At 63.0% G+C, this 18,805-nt stretch carries 17 protein-coding genes; 12 read left to right on the forward strand and 5 right to left on the reverse strand.

Annotation, left to right across the window (positions count from 1 at the left end; genetic code table 11):
* Positions 1–21: 21 nt before the first annotated feature.
* The 3 genes from prpC to EKL15_RS10145 all read left to right on the forward strand — a co-directional run bounded on the left by prpC (position 22) and on the right by EKL15_RS10145 (position 3,387).
* Positions 22–1,185 (forward strand): 2-methylcitrate synthase, encoded by a 1,164-nt coding sequence (prpC, locus tag EKL15_RS10135; protein WP_100396100.1) that lies wholly within the window; start codon positions 22–24, stop codon positions 1,183–1,185.
* A gap of 40 nt (positions 1,186–1,225) precedes the next feature.
* Entirely contained in the window at positions 1,226–2,677 is a 1,452-nt protein-coding gene (locus EKL15_RS10140) for a bifunctional 2-methylcitrate dehydratase/aconitate hydratase (protein ID WP_147839637.1), read from the forward strand.
* A gap of 80 nt (positions 2,678–2,757) precedes the next feature.
* Entirely contained in the window at positions 2,758–3,387 is a 630-nt protein-coding gene (locus tag EKL15_RS10145; protein ID WP_048321374.1) for a LysE family translocator, read from the forward strand.
* On the opposite strand, the gene EKL15_RS10150 is transcribed toward EKL15_RS10145, so the two are convergent.
* A complete protein-coding gene (locus tag EKL15_RS10150; protein ID WP_203089399.1) occupies positions 3,384–4,223 on the reverse strand; it encodes a helix-turn-helix transcriptional regulator in 840 nt (279 codons plus the stop codon). The genes EKL15_RS10145 and EKL15_RS10150 overlap by 4 nt on opposite strands.
* Positions 4,224–4,322: 99 nt before the next feature.
* Here EKL15_RS10150 and EKL15_RS10155 point away from each other — a divergent pair, with 99 nt between their 5' ends.
* The 4 genes from EKL15_RS10155 to EKL15_RS10170 are packed head-to-tail and all read left to right on the forward strand — an operon-like array spanning position 4,323 to position 9,334.
* Positions 4,323–5,747, forward strand: a complete 1,425-nt coding sequence (locus tag EKL15_RS10155) for an MFS transporter (RefSeq protein ID WP_203089401.1) — start codon at positions 4,323–4,325, stop codon at positions 5,745–5,747.
* A gap of 56 nt (positions 5,748–5,803) precedes the next feature.
* Positions 5,804–6,433, forward strand: a complete 630-nt coding sequence (locus tag EKL15_RS10160; RefSeq protein ID WP_203089403.1) for an FMN-binding negative transcriptional regulator — start codon at positions 5,804–5,806, stop codon at positions 6,431–6,433.
* A gap of 38 nt (positions 6,434–6,471) precedes the next feature.
* Positions 6,472–7,431, forward strand: a complete 960-nt coding sequence (ybiB, locus tag EKL15_RS10165) for a DNA-binding protein YbiB (protein ID WP_060440408.1) — start codon at positions 6,472–6,474, stop codon at positions 7,429–7,431.
* Positions 7,432–7,477: 46 nt separating this feature from the next.
* Positions 7,478–9,334 (forward strand): M3 family metallopeptidase, encoded by a 1,857-nt coding sequence (locus tag EKL15_RS10170; protein ID WP_060421238.1) that lies wholly within the window; start codon positions 7,478–7,480, stop codon positions 9,332–9,334.
* A gap of 63 nt (positions 9,335–9,397) precedes the next feature.
* On the opposite strand, the gene EKL15_RS10175 is transcribed toward EKL15_RS10170, so the two are convergent.
* The 3 genes from EKL15_RS10175 to EKL15_RS10185 form a co-directional block, all read right to left on the reverse strand.
* The gene (locus EKL15_RS10175; protein WP_004939270.1) at positions 9,398–10,033 is read right to left on the reverse strand and encodes a carbonic anhydrase; all 636 of its coding nucleotides are present in this window, start codon (positions 10,031–10,033) and stop codon (positions 9,398–9,400) included.
* Between the two features lie 287 nt (positions 10,034–10,320).
* Complete coding sequence (locus EKL15_RS10180) at positions 10,321–10,581, reverse strand: YdgH/BhsA/McbA-like domain containing protein (protein ID WP_015377148.1); 261 nt, start codon at positions 10,579–10,581, stop codon at positions 10,321–10,323.
* Positions 10,582–10,749: 168 nt separating this feature from the next.
* Positions 10,750–11,379, reverse strand: a complete 630-nt coding sequence (locus tag EKL15_RS10185; protein ID WP_049200915.1) for a flavin reductase family protein — start codon at positions 11,377–11,379, stop codon at positions 10,750–10,752.
* Positions 11,380–11,497: 118 nt separating this feature from the next.
* On the opposite strand from EKL15_RS10185, the gene rlmF reads away from it, so the two are divergent.
* The 5 genes from rlmF (at position 11,498) to EKL15_RS10210 (ending at position 16,459) form a co-directional block, all read left to right on the forward strand.
* Positions 11,498–12,463 (forward strand): 23S rRNA (adenine(1618)-N(6))-methyltransferase RlmF, encoded by a 966-nt coding sequence (gene rlmF, locus EKL15_RS10190; protein WP_198509088.1) that lies wholly within the window; start codon positions 11,498–11,500, stop codon positions 12,461–12,463.
* Between the two features lie 294 nt (positions 12,464–12,757).
* A complete protein-coding gene (locus tag EKL15_RS10195; RefSeq protein WP_100396096.1) occupies positions 12,758–14,062 on the forward strand; it encodes a PAS domain-containing methyl-accepting chemotaxis protein in 1,305 nt (434 codons plus the stop codon).
* 182 nt (positions 14,063–14,244) lie between these two features.
* Positions 14,245–14,814 carry a TetR/AcrR family transcriptional regulator gene (locus tag EKL15_RS10200; RefSeq protein ID WP_100396095.1) on the forward strand — a complete coding sequence of 190 codons (570 nt, stop codon included), beginning with the start codon at positions 14,245–14,247 and terminating at the stop codon, positions 14,812–14,814.
* An 11-nt stretch (positions 14,815–14,825) separates the two neighbouring features.
* A complete protein-coding gene (locus EKL15_RS10205; RefSeq protein WP_100396094.1) occupies positions 14,826–15,464 on the forward strand; it encodes a GNAT family N-acetyltransferase in 639 nt (212 codons plus the stop codon).
* Positions 15,452–16,459 carry an alpha/beta fold hydrolase gene (locus EKL15_RS10210; RefSeq protein WP_203089409.1) on the forward strand — a complete coding sequence of 336 codons (1,008 nt, stop codon included), beginning with the start codon at positions 15,452–15,454 and terminating at the stop codon, positions 16,457–16,459. Before EKL15_RS10205 ends, EKL15_RS10210 begins: the two co-directional genes overlap by 13 nt.
* On the opposite strand, the gene ybiO is transcribed toward EKL15_RS10210, so the two are convergent.
* Entirely contained in the window at positions 16,456–18,681 is a 2,226-nt protein-coding gene (gene ybiO / locus EKL15_RS10215; protein WP_100396092.1) for a mechanosensitive channel protein, read from the reverse strand. The two genes, EKL15_RS10210 and ybiO, sit on opposite strands and share 4 nt — an antisense overlap.
* Between the last annotated feature and the right edge of the window lie 124 nt (positions 18,682–18,805).

The following is an 18,805-nucleotide window of genomic DNA, read 5'->3' on the forward strand; positions in this document are numbered from 1 at the left end:
CAGAAGCCAAACGAGGACAGTATGAGCCAAGCGATCCCCCCGCAAAGCCCGACTGGCGATAAGCCGAAAAAATCCGTGGCGTTATCCGGCGTGCCCGCCGGGAATACCGCACTGTGCTCCGTAGGGCGCAGCGGCAACGATCTGCACTACCGCGGTTACGACATTCTCGATCTCGCGCGCCACTGCGAGTTTGAAGAGGTTGCCCACCTGCTGATCCACGGCAAATTGCCCAACCGCGATGAGCTGCAGGCCTACAGACACCGTCTCAAAGCGCTGCGCGGCCTGCCCGCCAGCGTGCGCACGGTGCTTGAGGCGTTGCCTGCGGCGTCTCACCCGATGGACGTAATGCGCACCGGCGTCTCGGCCCTTGGCTGCACGCTGCCGGAAAAAGAGCAGCACGGCGCGGCCGGCGCGCGCGACATCGCCGACCGGCTGCTGGCGTCGCTGGGATCGATGCTGCTGTATTGGTATCACTACAGCCACAACGGCGAGCGCATTCAGCCGGAGACCGACGACGATTCCATCGGCGGCCACTTCCTGCACCTGCTGCACGGCGAAGCGCCTTCCGCCAGTTGGGAACAGGCGATGCACGCTTCCTTGATCCTGTACGCCGAGCATGAGTTCAACGCCTCGACCTTCGCCGGCCGGGTGATCGCCGGCACCGGATCCGACGTCTATTCGGCGATCGTCGGCGCCATTGGCGCGCTGCGCGGGCCGAAACACGGCGGCGCCAACGAGGTGTCGCTGGAGATCCAGCAACGCTATGAAACGCCGGACGAAGCGGAAGCCGACATTCGCCGCCGCATCGACAACAAAGAGGTGGTGATCGGCTTCGGGCACCCGGTGTACACCGTCTCCGATCCGCGCCATCAGGTGATCAAAGAGATCGCGCTGCGCCTGTCGCAGGAAGCGGGGGCGATGAAGCTGTATGACATCGCCGATCGGCTGGAAAGCGTGATGCGCGACACCAAAAAGATGTTCCCCAACCTCGACTGGTTCTCGGCGGTGTCTTATCACCAGCTGGGGGTGCCCACCGAAATGTTCACGCCGCTGTTTGTCATGGCGCGGGTGAGCGGCTGGTCGGCGCACATCATCGAGCAACGGCAGGACAACAAAATCATTCGCCCGTCCGCCAACTATACCGGGCCGGAAGCGCGGGCGTTCGTACCGCTGGATCAGCGCTGAGCGCCGATCGTTATTCACTATGGAGCCTTTGGGAATCATGATGCTTGAGTCTGCCAATACCCGCCGTCCGCCGTTCGATCGCGAAATGGTCGATATCGTCGATTATGTGATGAAAGAGGCCGTCGATACCCCGGCGGCGTACCGCACCGCCCACTATTGCCTGCTCGATACCCTCGGCTGCGGGCTGGAGGCGCTGAGCTATCCGGCCTGCAAGAAACTGATGGGGCCGGTGGTGCCGGGCGCCGAGGTGCTGAACGGCAGCCGGGTGCCGGGCACCCGCTTCCAGCTGGATCCGGTGCAGGCGGCGTTCAATATCGGCGCCATGATCCGCTGGCTCGACTTCAACGACACCTGGCTGGCGGCGGAGTGGGGCCACCCGTCGGACAACCTGGGCGGGATCCTGGCGGTGGCCGACTGGCTCTCGCGCCAGGCGGTGGCGGCGGGCAAGGTGCCGCTGACCATGCGGCAGGTGTTGATCGCCATGATCAAGGCGCATGAGATCCAGGGCTGTCTGGCGCTGGAAAACGCCTTCAACCGGGTGGGGTTGGATCACGTGCTGCTGGTGAAGGTGGCGTCCACCGCGGTGGTGGCGCAGCTGCTCGGCCTGAGCCGGGCGGAGATCCTGAATGCGGTGTCGCTGGCGTGGGTGGACGGGCAGTCGCTGCGTACCTATCGCCACGCGCCGAACGCCGGCACCCGCAAATCCTGGGCGGCGGGGGATGCGACCGCCCGCGCGGTGCGGCTGGCGCTGATGGCCGCCACCGGCGAGATGGGCTACCCCTCGGCGCTGACGGCGCCGACCTGGGGGTTCTACGACGTCTCTTTCAACGGCAAGCCTTTCCGCTTCCAGCGGCCGTACGGCGCGTACGTGATGGAGAACGTGCTGTTTAAAATTTCGTTCCCGGCGGAGTTCCATGCCCAGACCGCCGTGGAGGCGGCCATGACGCTGCACCGCTTGATGCAGGCCGCCGGTAAAACCGCCGCCGACATCGCCAGGGTGAGCATCCGCACTCACGAGGCTTGCCTGCGTATTATCGACAAGCAGGGGCCATTGGATAACCCGGCGGATCGCGATCACTGCATTCAGTATATGGTGGCGATCCCGCTGCTGTTCGGCCGGCTGACGGCGGCGGACTACGAGGATCGGGTGGCCGAGGATCCGCGCATCGACGCGTTGCGCGGCAAGATCCACTGCCATGAAGATCCCGTCTTCACCCGCGATTATCACGATCCGGAAAAACGCTCGATCGCCAATGCGCTGACGGTGGAGTTCGCCGACGGCAGCCGCCTGGATGAGGTGGCGGTGGAGTACCCTATCGGCCATGCACGGCGGCGCGAAGAGGGCATCCCACTGCTGATCGAGAAGTTCAAAACCAACCTGGCGCGCCAGTTCCCGGCGCTGCAGCAGCAGCGCATTCTCGAGGTGTCGCTGGACCGGCAGCGGCTGGCGCAGATGCCGGTCAACGAGTATCTCGATCTGTGGGTGATCTGACGCGAGGCGGCGCTGACAAGCCACGTCGGCGTCGCTATGATGGACGCTCCATTCCCGTCCCTCTTCTTATCAGGTGATTCATGATTGATGCCGCAACGCTGTTGTTGTTTTCCGGTGCCTGCGTGGCGCTGGCGCTGACCCCCGGCCCGGATATGCTGTTGATCGCTTCGCGCAGCGTCAGCCAGGGGCGGCGCGCCGGTTTCGCTTCGCTGGCGGGCATTCAGCTCGGCACGTATTGCCACGCGTTGGCGGCGGCGCTGGGGTTGTCGCAACTGTTCGTCGCCGTGCCGCTGGCCTACGACGCGGTAAGAATGCTGGGCGCCGCCTATCTGCTCTATCTAGCGTGGAAAACGCTGCGATCCGGCAGCAGTTTGCAGGCTTCCGCCGGGTTGCAGGCGGTGCCGACGGCGCGTATCTTCCGCCAGGGGCTGTTCACCAACATCCTCAACCCGAAAATGGCGCTGTTCGTGCTGGCGCTGTTCCCGCAGTTTATCGATCCGCGTTCAGGCTCGGTGGTGGTGCAGATGTTGGCGCTGGCGACGGTGCTGAATCTGGTGGGGTTGCTGATTAACGGTGGGGTGATCCTGGCGGTCAGCGGCATGAAAAGCCGCTTCGCCGGCCGCCGCTTCAGCGCCCGCTGGCCGAACTACCTGCTGAGCGGGGTATTCGCCGGGCTGGCCTGCAAGCTCATTTTCGACAGCCGCCGCTAACCCTCGCGCAGCTGCGCTTCAAATGCCGCGCTGGCCGGTTCGTCCGGCAGCGCGCTGTACATCACCAGCCGCAGGTGATTCTCTTCGTCGACGATGAAAGAGGCGTGGTCAAAGGTGACCGGACCGATCTCCGGGAGGGTGAAGCTGCGCCGCCCCTGGCAGCGCCCGTGGATATCGTGCTGCCGCCAGAGCCGGCGGAACGGCGGCGACACTCGCTCCAGCGCCTGTACACGTTGGCGCATTACCTCATCCTCCGGCGCGCGGGCATAGTCGCGGCGGAAGCTGGCCAGGATTTGCGGCGCCTGCGCCTCCCACTCCAACAGGCGCGCATTAAGTTGCGGATCGGCAAACAGCATCCACAACATGTTGCGCTCTTCCGCCGGGCGTTCGCCGATGGCGAACAGTCGCTGCGCCGCAGGGTTCCAGGCGATGATATCCCAACTCAGGTTCATGACGTAGGCCGGCCGCAGCACAAGGTCGTCCAGCAGCCGCCGTACCAGCGGCGAGACCTGGCACCACTGATGGCCGACCGGCACCGGCGGCCGCTGATGCGCCAATAAAAACAGGTGGTAGCGGCCGGCGGCGTCGAGCTGCAGCACCCGCGCCAGGTTCTCCAAAAATGCCACCGACGCATTGATTTCCCTGCCTTGTTCCAGCCAGGTGTACCAGGTGAGGCCGACGCCGGCCAGCGCCGCGACCTCCTCGCGTCGCAATCCCGGCGTGCGGCGGCGGCTGCCGCTCGGCAAACCGACCGCCTGCGGCGACAGCTGTTCTCGCTTTTGACGTAGAAAATCCGCCAGTTCGTGGCGGGTGCGCTCGAGGGTACGTGGGGGCATGGCGGCCGTCCTGTTGCTGTTAGTAATAGTATAAATGGCTATATAGTAACAGTTTAAACCCTGTTCCATACTGCGGCCATCATAATCGCTGGAGGTGGTATGGAACATTCATTATCTCGTGAACGGCGGGCATTGCCCGGCCTGCCGGTACTGCTGTTGGGCGGTTTCGTCACGGTGTTCGATCTGTTTGTGGTCAACGTGGCGGCGCCGGTGATCCAGCGGCAGTTCGCCGCCGATTTTGCCGGTGTCGGTTTGATCGTCGCCGGCTATGAACTGGCGTTCGGGGTGCTGCTGATCGCCGGCGGGCGCCTGGGGGATCGCTTCGGGCGCCGGCGTCTGTTCAGCCTCGGCATGTTGGGATTTACACTGAGCTCTCTGCTGTGCGGGCTGGCGGGATCGCTCAACCTGCTGATCGCGGCGCGTATCCTGCAGGGGGCGGCGGCGGCGCTGCTGTTCCCGCAGATCTACGCCTTGATGCGGGTGCTGTACGCGCCGCAACAGCGGCGGCGCGCCTTCGCCTGGCTGGGCATGACGCTGGGATTGGCGGCGATCTTCGGCCAGATCCTCGGCGGATTTATCATCGAGGCCAACCTGTTCGGCAGCGGCTGGCGCATGATCTTTTTGATCAATTTGCCGATCGGCGCGCTGGCACTGTGGGCGGCGCGGCGCATTCCCGAATCGCGGGTGGCGCAGGCGCAGCGGCTGGACGGCGTAGGCCTGTGGCTGGCGGCGATCGGCCTGTCGCTGTTGCTGCTGCCGCTGCTGGAGGGGCCGGCGCGCGGCTGGCCGTGGTGGATAGCGCCGATGCTGGCGTTGGCGATGGTGACGCTGTGGAGCTTCCTGCGTTGGGAGCGCCGTCTGGCGCGGCGCGGCGGCGATGCGGTGCTCGATCCGGCGCTGTTACGCCAGGCAGGCTTCGCGCCGGGCATGGCGGTGGTGCTGGCGATTTATGCCACCGCCTCCTCGTTTTTCTTGTGCTTCGCGCTGCTGCTGCAGGCGGGGGCGGGGCTGACGCCTTTTCAGGCGGGCAGCCTGTTCGCCCCGGCCAGCGCGGCCTTTATGCTGGCGTCGATGCTAGCGCCCTGGCTGGCGCTGCGTTGGGGCAACGGCGTACTGAGCGTGGGCGTGGCGATTTACGCCGCCGGGTTGGCGCTGTTGATGGCTCAGGCGCTGTGGGGCGCGGCGCTGGCGCATCCGCTGCGGCTGCTGCCGGGGTTGGTGGTGCTGGGATTCGGCCAGGCGCTGAGCATGACGCCGCTGCTGAATCTGGTGCTCGGTTTGGCGCAGGAGCGGCAGGCGGGCATGGCGGCGGGCCTGGTTGCCACCGTGCAGCAGGTGGGAGGCGCGCTGGGCATCGTGGTCAGCGGCGTCGGCTTCGTGCCGCTGCTGGCGAGCGGCGGCGCGGCGGAACGCTATGCGCAGGCCTTTGCCGGCGCCATGGTATTTAATCTGTTGGCGATGGGCATTGCCCTGATCTTGTTAAACCGGATCACTCGAAATAGTCAGAAAGCGGATCTTAAGTAGGCCGCCGGCGGGTGCTTTACTGTGGTCATCATGAGAGAGCGTAAGGAGCCACACTGATGTTTCAACCCGCCGCATTTTGCGAAGACGATCTGGATGCCCAACTGGCGCTGGTGCGCGCCCACCCGTTGGGGCTATTGGTCAGCCACGGTGAGCAGGGATTGACGGCCGATCCGCTGCCGTTTCTGGCCGATGTCGAACAGGGGCAGATCCGGCTGCGGGCGCATCTGTCGCGCGCCAACGAGCACTGGCGGCGGCTGCAGCACGCGGCGGAATGCCTGGTGATTTTTCAGGGTTTGGAAGGTTATGTGTCGCCCGGCTGGTACCCGAGCAAGCGCCAGACCGGCAAAGTGGTGCCGACCTGGAATTACAGCATGGTGCAACTGTATGGCGTGCCGACGGTAATGGACGACCCGGCCTGGCTGCGCCGCCAGCTGATCGACCTGACGGCGCAACAGGAAGGGCGCCGCCCGGCGCCCTGGCGGCTCGACGACGCGCCGGCCAACTACATCGCCGCGCAGCTAAAAGGCATTGTCGGTATCGAGATCGCCGTCACCCGGCGCGAAGGCAAATGGAAGATGAGCCAAAACCGCAGCGCCGACGATGCCGATGGGGTGATCGCCGGGCTGCGCGAAGGGGATGAAACGCAGCGGCGGCTGGCGGCGGAGGTTGAGCGGCGGCGCGGATAGGGTATGCTAACCGAAGAGTGAGCAAGGGGAACCTTCGGATGGATTACACCAAAATTATCAAAGAAATAGGCCGCGGCAAAAATCATGCGCGCGACCTGGACCGGCAGACCGCTTTTGAGCTGTATCAGGCGATGCTGGCCGGGGCGGTCCCCGAGCTGGAGCTGGGCGGCATTCTGATCGCGCTGCGCATCAAGGGTGAGGCCGAAGAGGAGATGCTGGGCTTCTACCAGGCGATGCAGCAGCAGGTGTTGCTGCTGCAGGCGCCGCAGGGGCGGCCATTGCCGGTGGTGCTGCCGAGCTACAACGGCGCGCGCAAGCAGGCCAACCTGACGCCGCTGCTGGCGCTGCTGCTTGCGAAAGTGGGCCTGCCGGTGGTGGTGCATGGCGTGCTGGACGACAGTACCCGCGTGACCAGCGCCGAGATTTTTCGCGCCCTGGGGCTGCCGTGGTCGGAACAGGCCGCTCACGCCCAGCAGCGTCTCGATAACGGCGAGGCGGTATTCATGCCGGTTTCCACGCTGTCGGCGCCGCTGGCGCGGCAGCTCGGGTTGCGTTGGCGCATGGGGGTGCGCAACAGCGCCCATACGCTGGCCAAGCTGGCGACGCCGTTCGGCGAACAGGATGCGCTGCGCCTCGCCAGCGTCTCACACCCGGAGTATGTCGGCCGGGTGGCGTCGTTTTTCCGCCAGATCGGCGCCCGCGGGCTGTTGATGCACGGCACCGAAGGCGAGGCCTACGCCAACCCGCTGCGCTGCCCGCAGATTCATTATATTGCCGGCGGCGAACAGCGCGTGTTGCTGGAGCGCACCTTGCAGGATGAAACGCCGACGTTGCCGGCGGCGAAAGACGCGGAAACCACCGCGCGCTGGACCGAGCGCTGCCTGGCGGGCGAGGTGGCGATCCCGCAGGCCATTCAGCAGCAGATCGCCTGTTGCCTGGTGGCCGCCGGCGAGAGCGAGACGCTGGAACAGGGGCTGCAGCGCCTGCATCAGGCCTGAGCGCGACTATACTGGGATATTTCCTCATCGGCTGAGAAGGACGGTTATGCAACAGGCTCTCGATTACTTCAATCAATTGAACCAGGATTACCTCGATGTACACCGCGCCAAAGAAGAGCTGTTCTGGCAAAACTACATGGGCACCGGCGGTGAAGACGTGTCGGCGCGCTTTTCCGCCGCGGAAAGCGCCTATAAGCGCTTTATCGCCGAACCGCGCCGGCTGGCCGAGATCCGCAATCTGCTGGCCGGATTGGAAACGCTGCCGCAGGAGGCGCAGCGCGATGCGCTGATCCACGGCCTACAAGGCTGGCTGCGTTTCTTCGACTGTAACGCCATTGAAGATCCGCAGGCGCAGGCGTTGTTGGATCAGATCATCCACGCCGAATCCGATCTCTACTCGCGCCGCAAGGGCTATCAGGTCACGCACCTGAACGTCGACGGCCAGCGGGTGGCGGCCTCGCTCGGCGAGCTGTTGACCAACCAGGCGACCAACCCGAACGAAGACTACCGCCGCAGCTCGCAGCAGGCGCTGCGCGACCTGGAGCAATGGCTGCTGCATAACGGCCTGCCGGAGCTGATTGGCCTGCGCAACCGCTTTGCGCGCCAGATGGGCTATCGCAACTATTTCGACTACAAGGTGAACAAAACCGAGCGCATGACGCCGGAGCAGCTGTTCGCCATTCTGGATCGTTTCGAGCGGGAAACCCGCGAGGCCAACGCGCGCAGCCTGCAGCAGCTGGCGGCCGACAAGGGCAGCCAGGCGCTGGAGCCGTGGAACGTGCGCTTCGCCAGCGCCGGCGACGTCACCCGCCAACTGGATCCTTACTTCCCGTTTTCGCGTTCGCTGGAACGCTGGGTCGACAGCTTCAAACGCCTGCACATCGGCTTTGGCGGCGCCGAGATGAACCTCGATCTGCTGGTGCGCAAAGGCAAGTATGAGAACGGCTTTATGCACGGCCCGGTGCCGCCGTTTGTGCGCCAAGGGGAATGGGTGCCGGCGCGCATCAACTTCACCAGCCTGGCGCAGCCGGGGCAGGTAGGCAGCGGCGCTTACGGGCTCAACACCCTGTTCCATGAAGGCGGCCACGCGGCGCATTTCGCTAACATTCGCCAGAATGCGCCGTGCTTCTCGCAGGAGTTCCCGCCGACCTCAATGGCCTATGCCGAAACCCAGTCGATGTTCTGCGACAGCCTGCTGGACGACGCCGACTGGTTGAAACGCTATGCGAAAAACGCCGCCGGCGAAGCGGTACCCGATGCGCTGATCGAAGCCGGCATCGCGGCGCGCCAGCCGATGCGCGCGTTTAACGAACGCCATATCCTGCTGGTGCCGTACTTCGAGTGGGCGCTGTATCAGTGGGATGATGAGCAGCGCACGCCGGAAGCCATCACCGCGCTGGCGCGCGAGGTCGAGCAAAAGATCCTCGGCATCAGCGGCAGCCCGCGCCCGACGCTGGCGATCCCGCATCTGCTGTCGCTGGAGTCTGCCTGCTCTTACCAGGGCTATCTGCTGGCGATGATGGCGGTGGAACAAACCCGCCAGTTCTTCCTGCAGCGCGACGGTTACCTGACGGACAACCCGGCCATCGGCCCGGATCTGGCGCAACACTATTGGCTGCCGGGCAACAGCGTCAGCCATGACGACACGCTGCGCAGCCTGACCGGCGAAGGGTTCAACCCGGACTCTCTGGCGCAGGCCTGTAACCAGACAGTGGCGCAGGCGTGGCGCGAGGCGCAGCAGACCATGGCCGCCGCCGCCGCGCGCCCGCAGCCGCCGGCGGATTTCGATTTGGAGGCGCACATTCGGGTGGTGGACGGCGAGACGGTATTGGCGGATAACGCCGACGGTGACGAACGGATGTGCCGCGACTTCGCCGCGGCGATAGAGGCGCGTTTGGTTTAAGGCTGACAATAAAATCCACGCGGCAGCGTGGATTTTATTTAATGGTTAAAACCGGGCGTTATTTTATTCGAAATAGACGTCGGGATTATCGGCCAGGGACACGAAGCTCTTGGTGTTTCTATCCAGCGTACGAATTTCGCCGCTTTCGATGTCGTACACCCAGCCGTGCAGGCGCAGCCCGCTGTTGCGCAGACCCACCGCAACAGAAGGGTGGGTTTTGATATTATTTAGCTGGGCGATAACGTTCTCTTCCACCATAGCGTTAACTTTGTCTGTTTCGCTATTCCAGGTTTTCTTCTCGACCACCGCTTTGGCCGCATCCGCGTAGTGCAGCCAGTGGGCAACAGCAGGCATGGGATCGAGGCATTGGCAGGACGCGATAGCCTTCATGGCGCCACAGTTCGAGTGGCCACAAATCACGATATCAGTCACGCCCAGCGCCACCACCGCGTATTCGATAGTCGCAGAAACCCCACCCGGCTCCGGGCCAAAGGAAGGGACGATGTTACCGGCGTTGCGGATAACGAACAGTTGCCCAGGCTCTTGCTGCGTCACCAGCTCGGGCACCAGGCGGCTGTCAGAACAGGAGATAAACAGCGCTTTAGGATTTTGGCTGGAGGCCAGGCTGCGAAAGAGTTCCTTACGCTGCGGGAAAATCTCTTTCTGGAAACTGAGGAAACCTTCAATAATATGTTGCATACAACGCTCTCTGCATCTGTAGTCTGCGTAACATGATAATCATCCTCTCCCGTTAGTCCAGCAATGGGGTGGTAAAAAAATGTGTGCTCATCCCCCCTGCAAACCCCATTAAATACGGGGTTTCTACCCGTTTTCGGCAGCATTGTCCGGTTCGTTTACGCGTGGGGTGCTGAAGAAGCGGACAGTAAGAAACTCGCTGTCGTACCCATTCAGCGCTAATGCACTTGAACATAAAAAAAGCCCGCCGGGGTTATAGCCGGCGGGCTTTTTGACGTCTGGGGCGGTGATTATTTGTAGATAACCGCGGTGGCGTGCATCAGGTTGTTACCGCTGGTGGAGGTGATGGTGAAGGCCTTGGCGCCTGCCGCATCGGCTTTGGCGGCCAGCTGCGACTTCAGGCTGCTCAGGTCGGTCGCACCGCTGGCGACGATCACGCCGGCTTTTTCGAATTGGGCGGCATCCTGGGCGCTGACGTGCTCAGCGGCGAAAGTAGTGAAAGAAACGGTGGCCAGGGCGATAGCAGCAGCAAAAGTTTTGATGGTTTTCATGTTCGTCATTCCTGTCAAAGTGAATTAGGGAGAAAGGGGGTTGCCTTTCGATGGGAAGATTATTGCGCAGTGACAGGCGGGATGAAATCGGAGAGTGTTGATGGTTTTGTTCAGATTTTTTGATTGTTTATTCCCCCGTTCATCTTCTGCCTAAACGGGGGGAGACGATCAGCGCGTCGGGCGCGCCAGATCGAAACGGTGCTGTTCGGAAATGCCATAGTAGGCGGTCGGGCCGCCGGCGCGCAGGATAGGTTCGGCGGCGGCGGTCTGGTAGACGCCGTGTTCGTCCAGCAGCGCCGGATCGAGGTGCACCGCCACCACCTCGCCCAATACCAGCCAGGTTTCCACCTGTTCACCGGCGGCGGTTTGCAGCTGAATGCACTGGGTCAGGCGGCATTCGAAGTTCACCGGGCTTTCGGCCACGCGCTCGGCTTTGACCCGGCGCCCGGGCAGCGGCGTGACGCCGGCGAAGGCGAATTCATCCTCGCCGCGCGGCAGGTTGATGGCGCTGTTGTTCATCGCTTCCGCCAGCGGGCGCGTCGCCAGATTCCAAACGAACTCGCCGGTTTCCACGATATTCGCCACGCTGTCTTTCCAGCCAGTGCTGGCGAAACCGATGATGGGCGGGCGATAGTTGAAGCAGTTGAAAAAGCTGTAGGGCGCCAGATTGCGCAAGCCGGCGGCGCTGCGGGAAGAGATCCAGCCGATGGGGCGCGGGCCGACGATGGCGTTCAGCGGATCGTGCGGCAGGCCGTGGCCGGCGGCGGGTTCATAATAATAACGAGATTCACGGCTCATGGGGGACCCTGTGGCAATCGATGAAGCTTTCATTGTGCCGGGTTTCCCGCCGCTGCGCCATTGCGGGCCGGATGTGTTATCTTACGCGTCGGAAATACCTTCAAGAGAGCCCGTCACGGTGGATAAAAAGAAAACCTTCCCGCAGCAGAAAAGCGGCCTGCATCCGCGCAACCGTCATCGTTCGCGCTACGACTTCCCGGCGCTGATCGCCAGCTGCCCGGCGCTGGCGCCGTTCGTGAAGCCGAACGCCTGGGGCGATGTCTCGGTGGACTTCGCCGATCCGGCGGCGGTGAAAATGCTCAACCGTGCGTTGCTGCAACACTTTTACGGCATTGAACACTGGGATATTCCGGCGGACTACCTGTGCCCGCCGATCCCCGGCCGCGCCGATTATCTGCACCACCTGGCGGATCTGCTGGCGACCAGCAACGGCGGCGAGATCCCGCGCGGCAAGGGTGTGGCGATCCTCGACGTCGGCGTCGGCGCCAACTGCATCTACCCGATCGTCGGCCTGCGCGAATACGGCTGGCGTTTCACCGGGTCTGAAATCGATCCGGTGTCGCTCAACTCGGCCAAGATGATCGTCGAGATGAACCCGACGCTGCGTAACAGTGTGCGTCTGCGGCTGCAAAAACAGCCTGAGCTGATTTTTAGCGGCATCATCGGCGCGGCCGAGAAATTCGACGCCACCCTGTGCAACCCGCCGTTCCATGCGTCCGAGCAGGAAGCGCGCGCCAGCACCCGCCGCAAGCTGCACAAATTGGGCAAAGGGGAAGTGGCCGCCAAGCCGGTGCAAAACTTCGGCGGCAAGAACAACGAGCTGTGGTGCGAAGGCGGCGAAGAGGCCTTCGTGCGCAAGATGGTGGAAGAGAGCGTCGGCAAGGCCAACCACTGCCTGTGGTTTACCTCACTCATCTCGAAAAACACCACGCTGCCGGCCATCTACCATGCGTTGAACGTGGCGGACGCGGCCGAGGTACGCACCATCGAGATGGCGCAAGGGCAGAAGATCAGCCGCTTCGTCGCCTGGACCTTCCACGACGCCGAGCAACAGGCCGCCTGGGCAGCCGAACGCTGGCGCTAACCCTTCCGGCGCCGGTTATCCTGCCGGCGCCGACAAAAATCCGCATTTTACCTTTCAATTTTCATCACTTACGTTATTCTCAATACGGGTTTAGTAATAAAAATCTTAGGATGTTAGTTTATTTAAATTCTAATAATTACTTTACTGAATAAATAAATTTAATCCGGTTAATAGCAATAACCAGAAGGAAGGCGCTGCCCGTTCCTTCCGCGATGGCACGTCTGCGTGTGGGCGCGGCATGTGGCCAGGCAAAAATAAGAAAAGCGCCATCTTCTGCCACAAGGACTACACCTTATGCTGTTACGATTCAGTCAGTTAACTACCCACAAAGGCGCCGAGCTGAGCGCGATAGAACACGCCGTTCCGATGATCGTATTCTCACCCGACGGCACGGTATTGCGCGCCAACGATCTTTTCCTCAGTACGCTGGGATTTCAACGCGATGACGTGATAGGTCAGCATCACCGTATTTTCTGCGATCCGAACTATGTCGCCAGCCCGTTATATCGCAAGCATTGGGAGACGCTGAATAAAGGCCAACCCATCACGGACACCATAAAGCGCATCGCGAAAAACGGCGAGGCGGTGTGGCTGCAGGGCACCTATGCGCCGGTGCTGAATAAACAGGGTAAGGTAGTGGAAATCGTCAAGATCGCCAGCGAAGTGACCGAGCGAGTGACCCAGGCGCAGGAACACCGCAGCCTGCTGGCGGCGCTGAATCGCTCGATGGCGATGATCGCTTTCACGCCGCAGGGCACCATTGTCAGCGCCAACGACAATATGCTGGCGCTGATGGGCTATCGGCTGGAAGAGGCGTGCGGGCAGTCGCATGCGGTGCTGTGCCCGCCGGAGTTCGCCGCTTCCGACGATTATCGGCGGCATTGGCAGCGCCTGGCGCGCGGCGAGTTCATTACCGGGCGTTTTGAGCGCCTCAACCGGCGCGGCGAACGGGTATGGCTGGAGGCCAGCTACAACCCGATCCTCGACAACGAAGGCCAGGTGGTGAAAGTGGTGAAGATTGCCCAGGACATCACCCGGCTGATGCAACAGCAGCAGCACGAAGAAGAGATGGTGCGTAACGCGCATCATCTGTCGCTCGATACCGATCGGCAGGCGGCGCAGGGCGCGATCATCGTGCAGCAGGCGGTGAAAGGCATGCAGCAGGTCGAAGCGGCGGCGCGCGAAACCTCGGACGTGGTCACCGAGCTCGGTAAGTGTTCTCAGCAGATCGGCACCATCGTCGAAGCCATTCGTAAAATCGCCTCCCAAACCAACCTGCTGGCGATTAACGCCTCGATCGAAGCCGCCCATGCCGGTGAGCACGGGCGCGGTTTTGCGGTGGTCGCCAACGAAGTGCGCACGCTGGCGGAACAGTCGCGTAAGGCGGCGACCGAGATTGAGCGCATGACCAAGTCTATCCAGCAAGGCGTGGCGGCGGCGATTGCCGGCATGGCAACCTGCGTAGAGCAGGCCGGCGGCGGCGTGGCGCTGACCCACGATGCCGGGGAAGTGATCAACCAGGTCAACATCGGCATGCACGACGTCGTGAAACTGATGCAGGCGTTTACGTCGGTGAAGCAGGGCGACGCGCTGCACTGAGTTTTCACCACGCCGCCCGCCGAAAACGGGGGCGGCATTTTTATCTTCCCGCCGATTCACACGCCGTTGAGCCGCGGTTCAATTTTACCGGCCTATGCTATCCTTAAATGTGAACGAACGTTCGTTCATTAATATTTATTCGATGGCGCTAGGCGCCCCCTTCACCGTTTCGGGAGTTGCCGATGGGAAACCGAGAAAAGATTGTCGAGGCCGCGCTGCACAGCTTTACCCATAAGGGATTTCACCAGACCAGCATGCGGGATATCGCGCAGGCGGCGGGCGTCAGCGTCGGCAACCTCTATAACCACTTTACCGGCAAGGAGGCGTTGATCGGCGAGATTGCGCTGCTGGAAAACGGCGTATTCACCGAGTTTGCCGCCGGATTGTGGGCCGACAGAAAGCGGCCGAAGCAGGCTCTGTCGGCCTTTTTTACCGCCTATCACGCTTTTGTCGCTGAGCCGGCCAATGTGCAGTTGTCGGCGGAGATCGTGGCGGAGGTGGCGCGCAACCCGGCGTTGGCCGAGCCGTTCGGCGCTAACCAGCGGCAGCTGATTGAGGCGCTGGCGACGGTTATCGCCGAGGCTCAGCAAACCGGTGAGATTGCACCGGCGATAGCGCCGTTACCGCTTGCGCAGCTGGTGTTGGACGTGATCGAAAGTCAGGCCTGGCGGCAGGCGATCTTTGCGTCGTCCGCGCCGGAGGAGACCACGCCGGTGCGGCTGTTGGAACAGCTGCTCTACCGGCATCCCTAGTCGAGGTGGATATGCTGCACATTGAGCCGTACCACGATGCTGACCGCCTGCAAACGGCGGCGCTGATCTACGCTGCGTTCTGCGACAAGTTCCAGCGCGCGCGCCGTCTGAGCCCCCGCCTTCAGTGGCGTCTGTTCTATCGGCTGTGGCGTTGGAAGCAAGGCGGCAGCCGGGAGCGCAGCTTCGTGGTGAAGCAGGATGAACAGGTGGTGGCGGCCTTTGCCCTCAATGCGGCCGCTGGCGAGAACAACGCCGGGCGGCGTCCGCATGCCTTGCCGATTTGGCGGCTGTGCCGCCGCTATGGTTGGCTGAACGTTTGGCGCATGTATCTGCAAATGGCGGTGTTGCGGCACACCCCGGCGGCCGATGAACTGTATCTCTCTTACCTGGCGGTGGCCGAGAATCAGCGCGGCAAAGGGGTGGGCAAGCGGCTGCTGCAGTGGATGAACGACTACGCTGCCGGGCAGGGTTCGGGGCGGCGCCTGAGCCTGCACGTCAGCCGGCGCAACGTGGATGCGCTGCGCCTGTATCGGCGCTGCGGTTTTCAGGTGCGGCGAGAAGAGCATTACGCTGCGTTGGGATGGCTGTTCGGTCAGGCCGACTGGGTGTTGATGGAGAGACGCTGCGGGGAGGCGACGTGCGCAAAATAGGACTGTGCAGTGTGGTGCTGTTTCTGCTGGCGCTCGGGTGGGTCATTTTCGTCAACGACTTTCGCTTCGTCACCGAATCGATCACGGTGATCGCCGGCGGCAACCGGCTGACCGGCACGCTGGTGTTGCCGCAGCATGCGCCGGTCAAGCCCGGCGTTGTGGTGTTCGTGCACGGCGATGGGCCGGCTAACGCCAGCCGCGACGAAGGCTATTTCGGCATTTGGGAGGCGATGGCGCAGCAGGGCTACGCGGTTTTATCCTTCGATAAGCCGGGCGTTGGCGGCTCGGGCGGCAACTGGCTGCATCAGACCATGGCGGATCGTGCGCGGGAAACCGCCGATATCATCGACTGGGCCCGGCGAGACGGGCGCTTCGATGCGCGCTGCGTGGGGCTATGGGGCACCAGCCAGGCGGGGTGGGTGATGCCGGAGGTGGCGCGTTTACGCCCCGATATCGCCTTCACGCTGGCGCTGGCGCCGGCGATCAACTGGCTGCGGCAGGGGCGTTACAACACCCGCGCGGCGATGGCGGCGGCGGGGGAAGATGAAGCGAAAATCCAGGCGCGCGAAGCGCACTGGCGCCATATCCAGACGCTGCTCGAGCAACCGGACGGCTACGCGCAGTACCGCCGCGAGTATGGCTCCGCCGCATTGAGCGCCGACCGCTGGCGCTTTATCCGCGCCAACATGGCCAGCGACGCGACGGCGGGATTGCGGAATTTCAACACGCCGGTGCACCTGATCCTGGGCGGGCGCGACGTCAACGTGGACGCGGACGAAACCGAGCGCGTGTATCGGCAAACGATCCCGGCCTCGCTGCTGACGGTGACGCGCATCGACGAAGCCGACCACGTGATGATCAAACCGCTGTTCGCCCGCCATCCGTGGCTGATCAACGTGGTAGGCCTGTTTGCGCCGCGCTCGGTGCAATACGACGCCTACCGACAGGACGTGGCGGCCTTCCTGGCCGCTCAGCCCTGCGGGCGCGGGCGCTAACTGCCGGGAGCCGCGGGCGGTGCCTGTTCTTCGTGCGGCTGCGGCGCGCGGGAGATCTGCATCGCCTGCTGAGGCATGCTGATGCCGGCCCGATCGAAATGGATTTTCACCAGCCGATCGAGGGCGTATTGCACCACCCACTGTTTCAGCGCCTGCGTACGCACCGTCACGCGGGTGGTGAACGAGCGGTCGCCCAGCGCCACCACGCCGTTGAAGGCCGGCTCGCCAATCAGGAAATGCTTCACCTGCTCATCCTGCTTCAGCGCCGCGACGGCCTGATGCAGCACCTCATTGACCCGATCGATATCCTCGTCGCGGCTGACGGTGTAGTTGGCGCGATACACCCCGAACTCACGCGCATAGTTGGCCAGCGTAGTGATCGAGGAGTACGGCACGATGTGGTAGACGCCGTAGTCGTCGCGCAGGCCAATCGAGCGAATGGTCATGCGCTCCACGGTGCCGGTGATGCCGCTGACGGTGACGTATTCGCCGGTGTTCATGCCGTTTTCGAACTGGATGAATACGCCGGTAATCACGTCTTTCACCAGCGTCTGGGCGCCGAAGCTGATAGCCAGCCCCAGCGCGCCGGCGCCCGCCAGCAGCGGCGCGATATTCAGCCCCACCTGCGACAGCACGATCATCACGGTAATGGTGCTGATAACGATAGCCAGCACGTTGCGAAACAGCGTCAGCAGCGTGCGTTCGCGCGCGCTCGGCCGCACGCCGTTGCTGAGCTCCAACGCCAGGCGGTGCTCGATGATGCTGGCCATCAGCGTCCAACTGAAGACGGCGATCAGCAGGATCAGCAGGATATGCACCAGCCCGCCGAGCGTCCGCTGGCCATTTTCGCTGCCTGCCCACTGGTACAGATTAATCAGGTGCCAAGCGTCAAGCAGGAACAGCGTCACCGCCAGCACCACCATCACCCGCAGTATCTTCAACCCGTTGGGAATATAGGAGTTGATGCGCCGCTCAAGCATCGGATAGCGCAGATTGACGTCGGTCGGCAGCGAAATACGGCGGAAAATCCAGCGGGTCAGCATGCCGGACAGCAGAGCGCCGACGCCGACCACCAGCAGGCTTTTCACCGTGGCGCTCATCATAAAGCGCAGGCTGTTGCCGATGTCGAACTGGGACAGCACGAACAACACCAGAAAATAGGCGATCGCCAGCAGATGCCAGATATGCCCCAGGCCGCGCAGGATCACGCTGAAAAACGCCATCGACCGTTCGGCCAGCAGGTTGATCTGTTGCTGTATCGGTTTGCGGTTGTGCAGGATCAGCCAGATGGCATACAGCGTCAGCGCCAGCATGACCACCAGGTTGACGGCGGCGGCTGCCGGGTAGCTGATCTGCACCGCCACCACCGGCACCACCACCATCAGGCCGTAGCCGATCAGCCCGCTGAGCCAGGCGAGACGCGTGTTCCAGTAGCGCGCGCTCGGGTCGCTGAAGGGGAAGGGGCGCAGGTAGTCGAAGTTGGGGGCAAAAATCAGCCGCAGCACCGCCTTGAAGAACTCAATCACCGCGAAGGCGCTGAGAAACAGGGTCTGCAGCCGCAGAATGGTGGCGCTGTCGGCGTGGACGTGGCGGGCGAACAGGTTGCCCGCCGCCAGCGCCAGCAGCAGCACCAGCAGATCGACGGCGAAAGCGCCGAGAATGGCGGCGGGGCGTTTATACCACGGGCCACGCTGCAGCCGGGCGTTGTGCCCCCAACTGCCCATGCGCTTGTACAGCGGCGCGATCAGCCGCCGGATCAGGTGGAACAGCGCAAAGGTGACCGCCACCGTCAGCAGAAAGTAGCCCAGCGCGCGGAAAAAGCCGGCGGGATTGAAAACGCGCTTCGGGCCGGAATCGATCAGCTTTTGCAGCGCGCCGAGCTTCTGGTTAAAGGTGCCGATGCCTTCCTGCGCCAGCGAGTTCAGGCTGTCGCTCAGGGTCGCCGGCGTTGATTCCACCGGCGTTGCCGGGGCGGTGGCGGGGGCGTCGCCGGCGGCCTGTTTCAGGTGGTTGATGAGTTCCGCGCGCGCTTTGTCGTCCTGCAGCAGATCGGCCAGCGCGGCGTAGGCGGCTTTCTGCTGCTCGCTCTTGTCGGCGGGCGTGGGCGGCGCGTTTTGCGCCAGGGCCGGTGGTGCGAAGACGTTCAGGGTCAGCAACAGCAGCAGGAAAAGCAGGTGTTCTCGCAGATGAGAACCTCGTCGGGAGTCTGCGTTTGGCGGCATTGTTCCTCTCTTTGGCGTTCTGTGATCGGCGGATGTAAAAGCAATACGATGAAAAACAATCAATATAGTAGGAAAGATGGCGCGCTGGGGCGTGGGAGAGCGTGCGGAATGAAAGCGGCGGGCG

Origin of the sequence: Serratia sp. 4542 (assembly GCF_016805595.1) — a bacterium.
Lineage (GTDB): Bacteria > Pseudomonadota > Gammaproteobacteria > Enterobacterales > Enterobacteriaceae > Serratia > Serratia nevei.

Bases quoted from the DNA above. Each gene is read 5' to 3' on its own strand.
- prpC (WP_100396100.1), top strand. From the start codon at position 22: ATGAGCCAAGCGATCCCCCCGCAAAGCCCGACTGGCGATAAGCCGAAA.
- EKL15_RS10205 (WP_100396094.1), top strand. From the start codon at position 14,826: ATGCTGCACATTGAGCCGTACCACGATGCTGACCGCCTGCAAACGGCG.
- EKL15_RS10170 (WP_060421238.1), top strand. From the start codon at position 7,478: ATGCAACAGGCTCTCGATTACTTCAATCAATTGAACCAGGATTACCTC.
- EKL15_RS10200 (WP_100396095.1), top strand. From the start codon at position 14,245: ATGGGAAACCGAGAAAAGATTGTCGAGGCCGCGCTGCACAGCTTTACC.
- EKL15_RS10140 (WP_147839637.1), top strand. From the start codon at position 1,226: ATGCTTGAGTCTGCCAATACCCGCCGTCCGCCGTTCGATCGCGAAATG.
- ybiB (WP_060440408.1), top strand. From the start codon at position 6,472: ATGGATTACACCAAAATTATCAAAGAAATAGGCCGCGGCAAAAATCAT.
- ybiO (WP_100396092.1), bottom strand. From the start codon at position 18,681: ATGCCGCCAAACGCAGACTCCCGACGAGGTTCTCATCTGCGAGAACAC.
- EKL15_RS10185 (WP_049200915.1), bottom strand. From the start codon at position 11,379: ATGAGCCGTGAATCTCGTTATTATTATGAACCCGCCGCCGGCCACGGC.
- EKL15_RS10160 (WP_203089403.1), top strand. From the start codon at position 5,804: ATGTTTCAACCCGCCGCATTTTGCGAAGACGATCTGGATGCCCAACTG.
- EKL15_RS10145 (WP_048321374.1), top strand. From the start codon at position 2,758: ATGATTGATGCCGCAACGCTGTTGTTGTTTTCCGGTGCCTGCGTGGCG.
- EKL15_RS10195 (WP_100396096.1), top strand. From the start codon at position 12,758: ATGCTGTTACGATTCAGTCAGTTAACTACCCACAAAGGCGCCGAGCTG.
- EKL15_RS10155 (WP_203089401.1), top strand. From the start codon at position 4,323: ATGGAACATTCATTATCTCGTGAACGGCGGGCATTGCCCGGCCTGCCG.
- EKL15_RS10175 (WP_004939270.1), bottom strand. From the start codon at position 10,033: ATGCAACATATTATTGAAGGTTTCCTCAGTTTCCAGAAAGAGATTTTC.
- EKL15_RS10150 (WP_203089399.1), bottom strand. From the start codon at position 4,223: ATGCCCCCACGTACCCTCGAGCGCACCCGCCACGAACTGGCGGATTTT.
- EKL15_RS10180 (WP_015377148.1), bottom strand. From the start codon at position 10,581: ATGAAAACCATCAAAACTTTTGCTGCTGCTATCGCCCTGGCCACCGTT.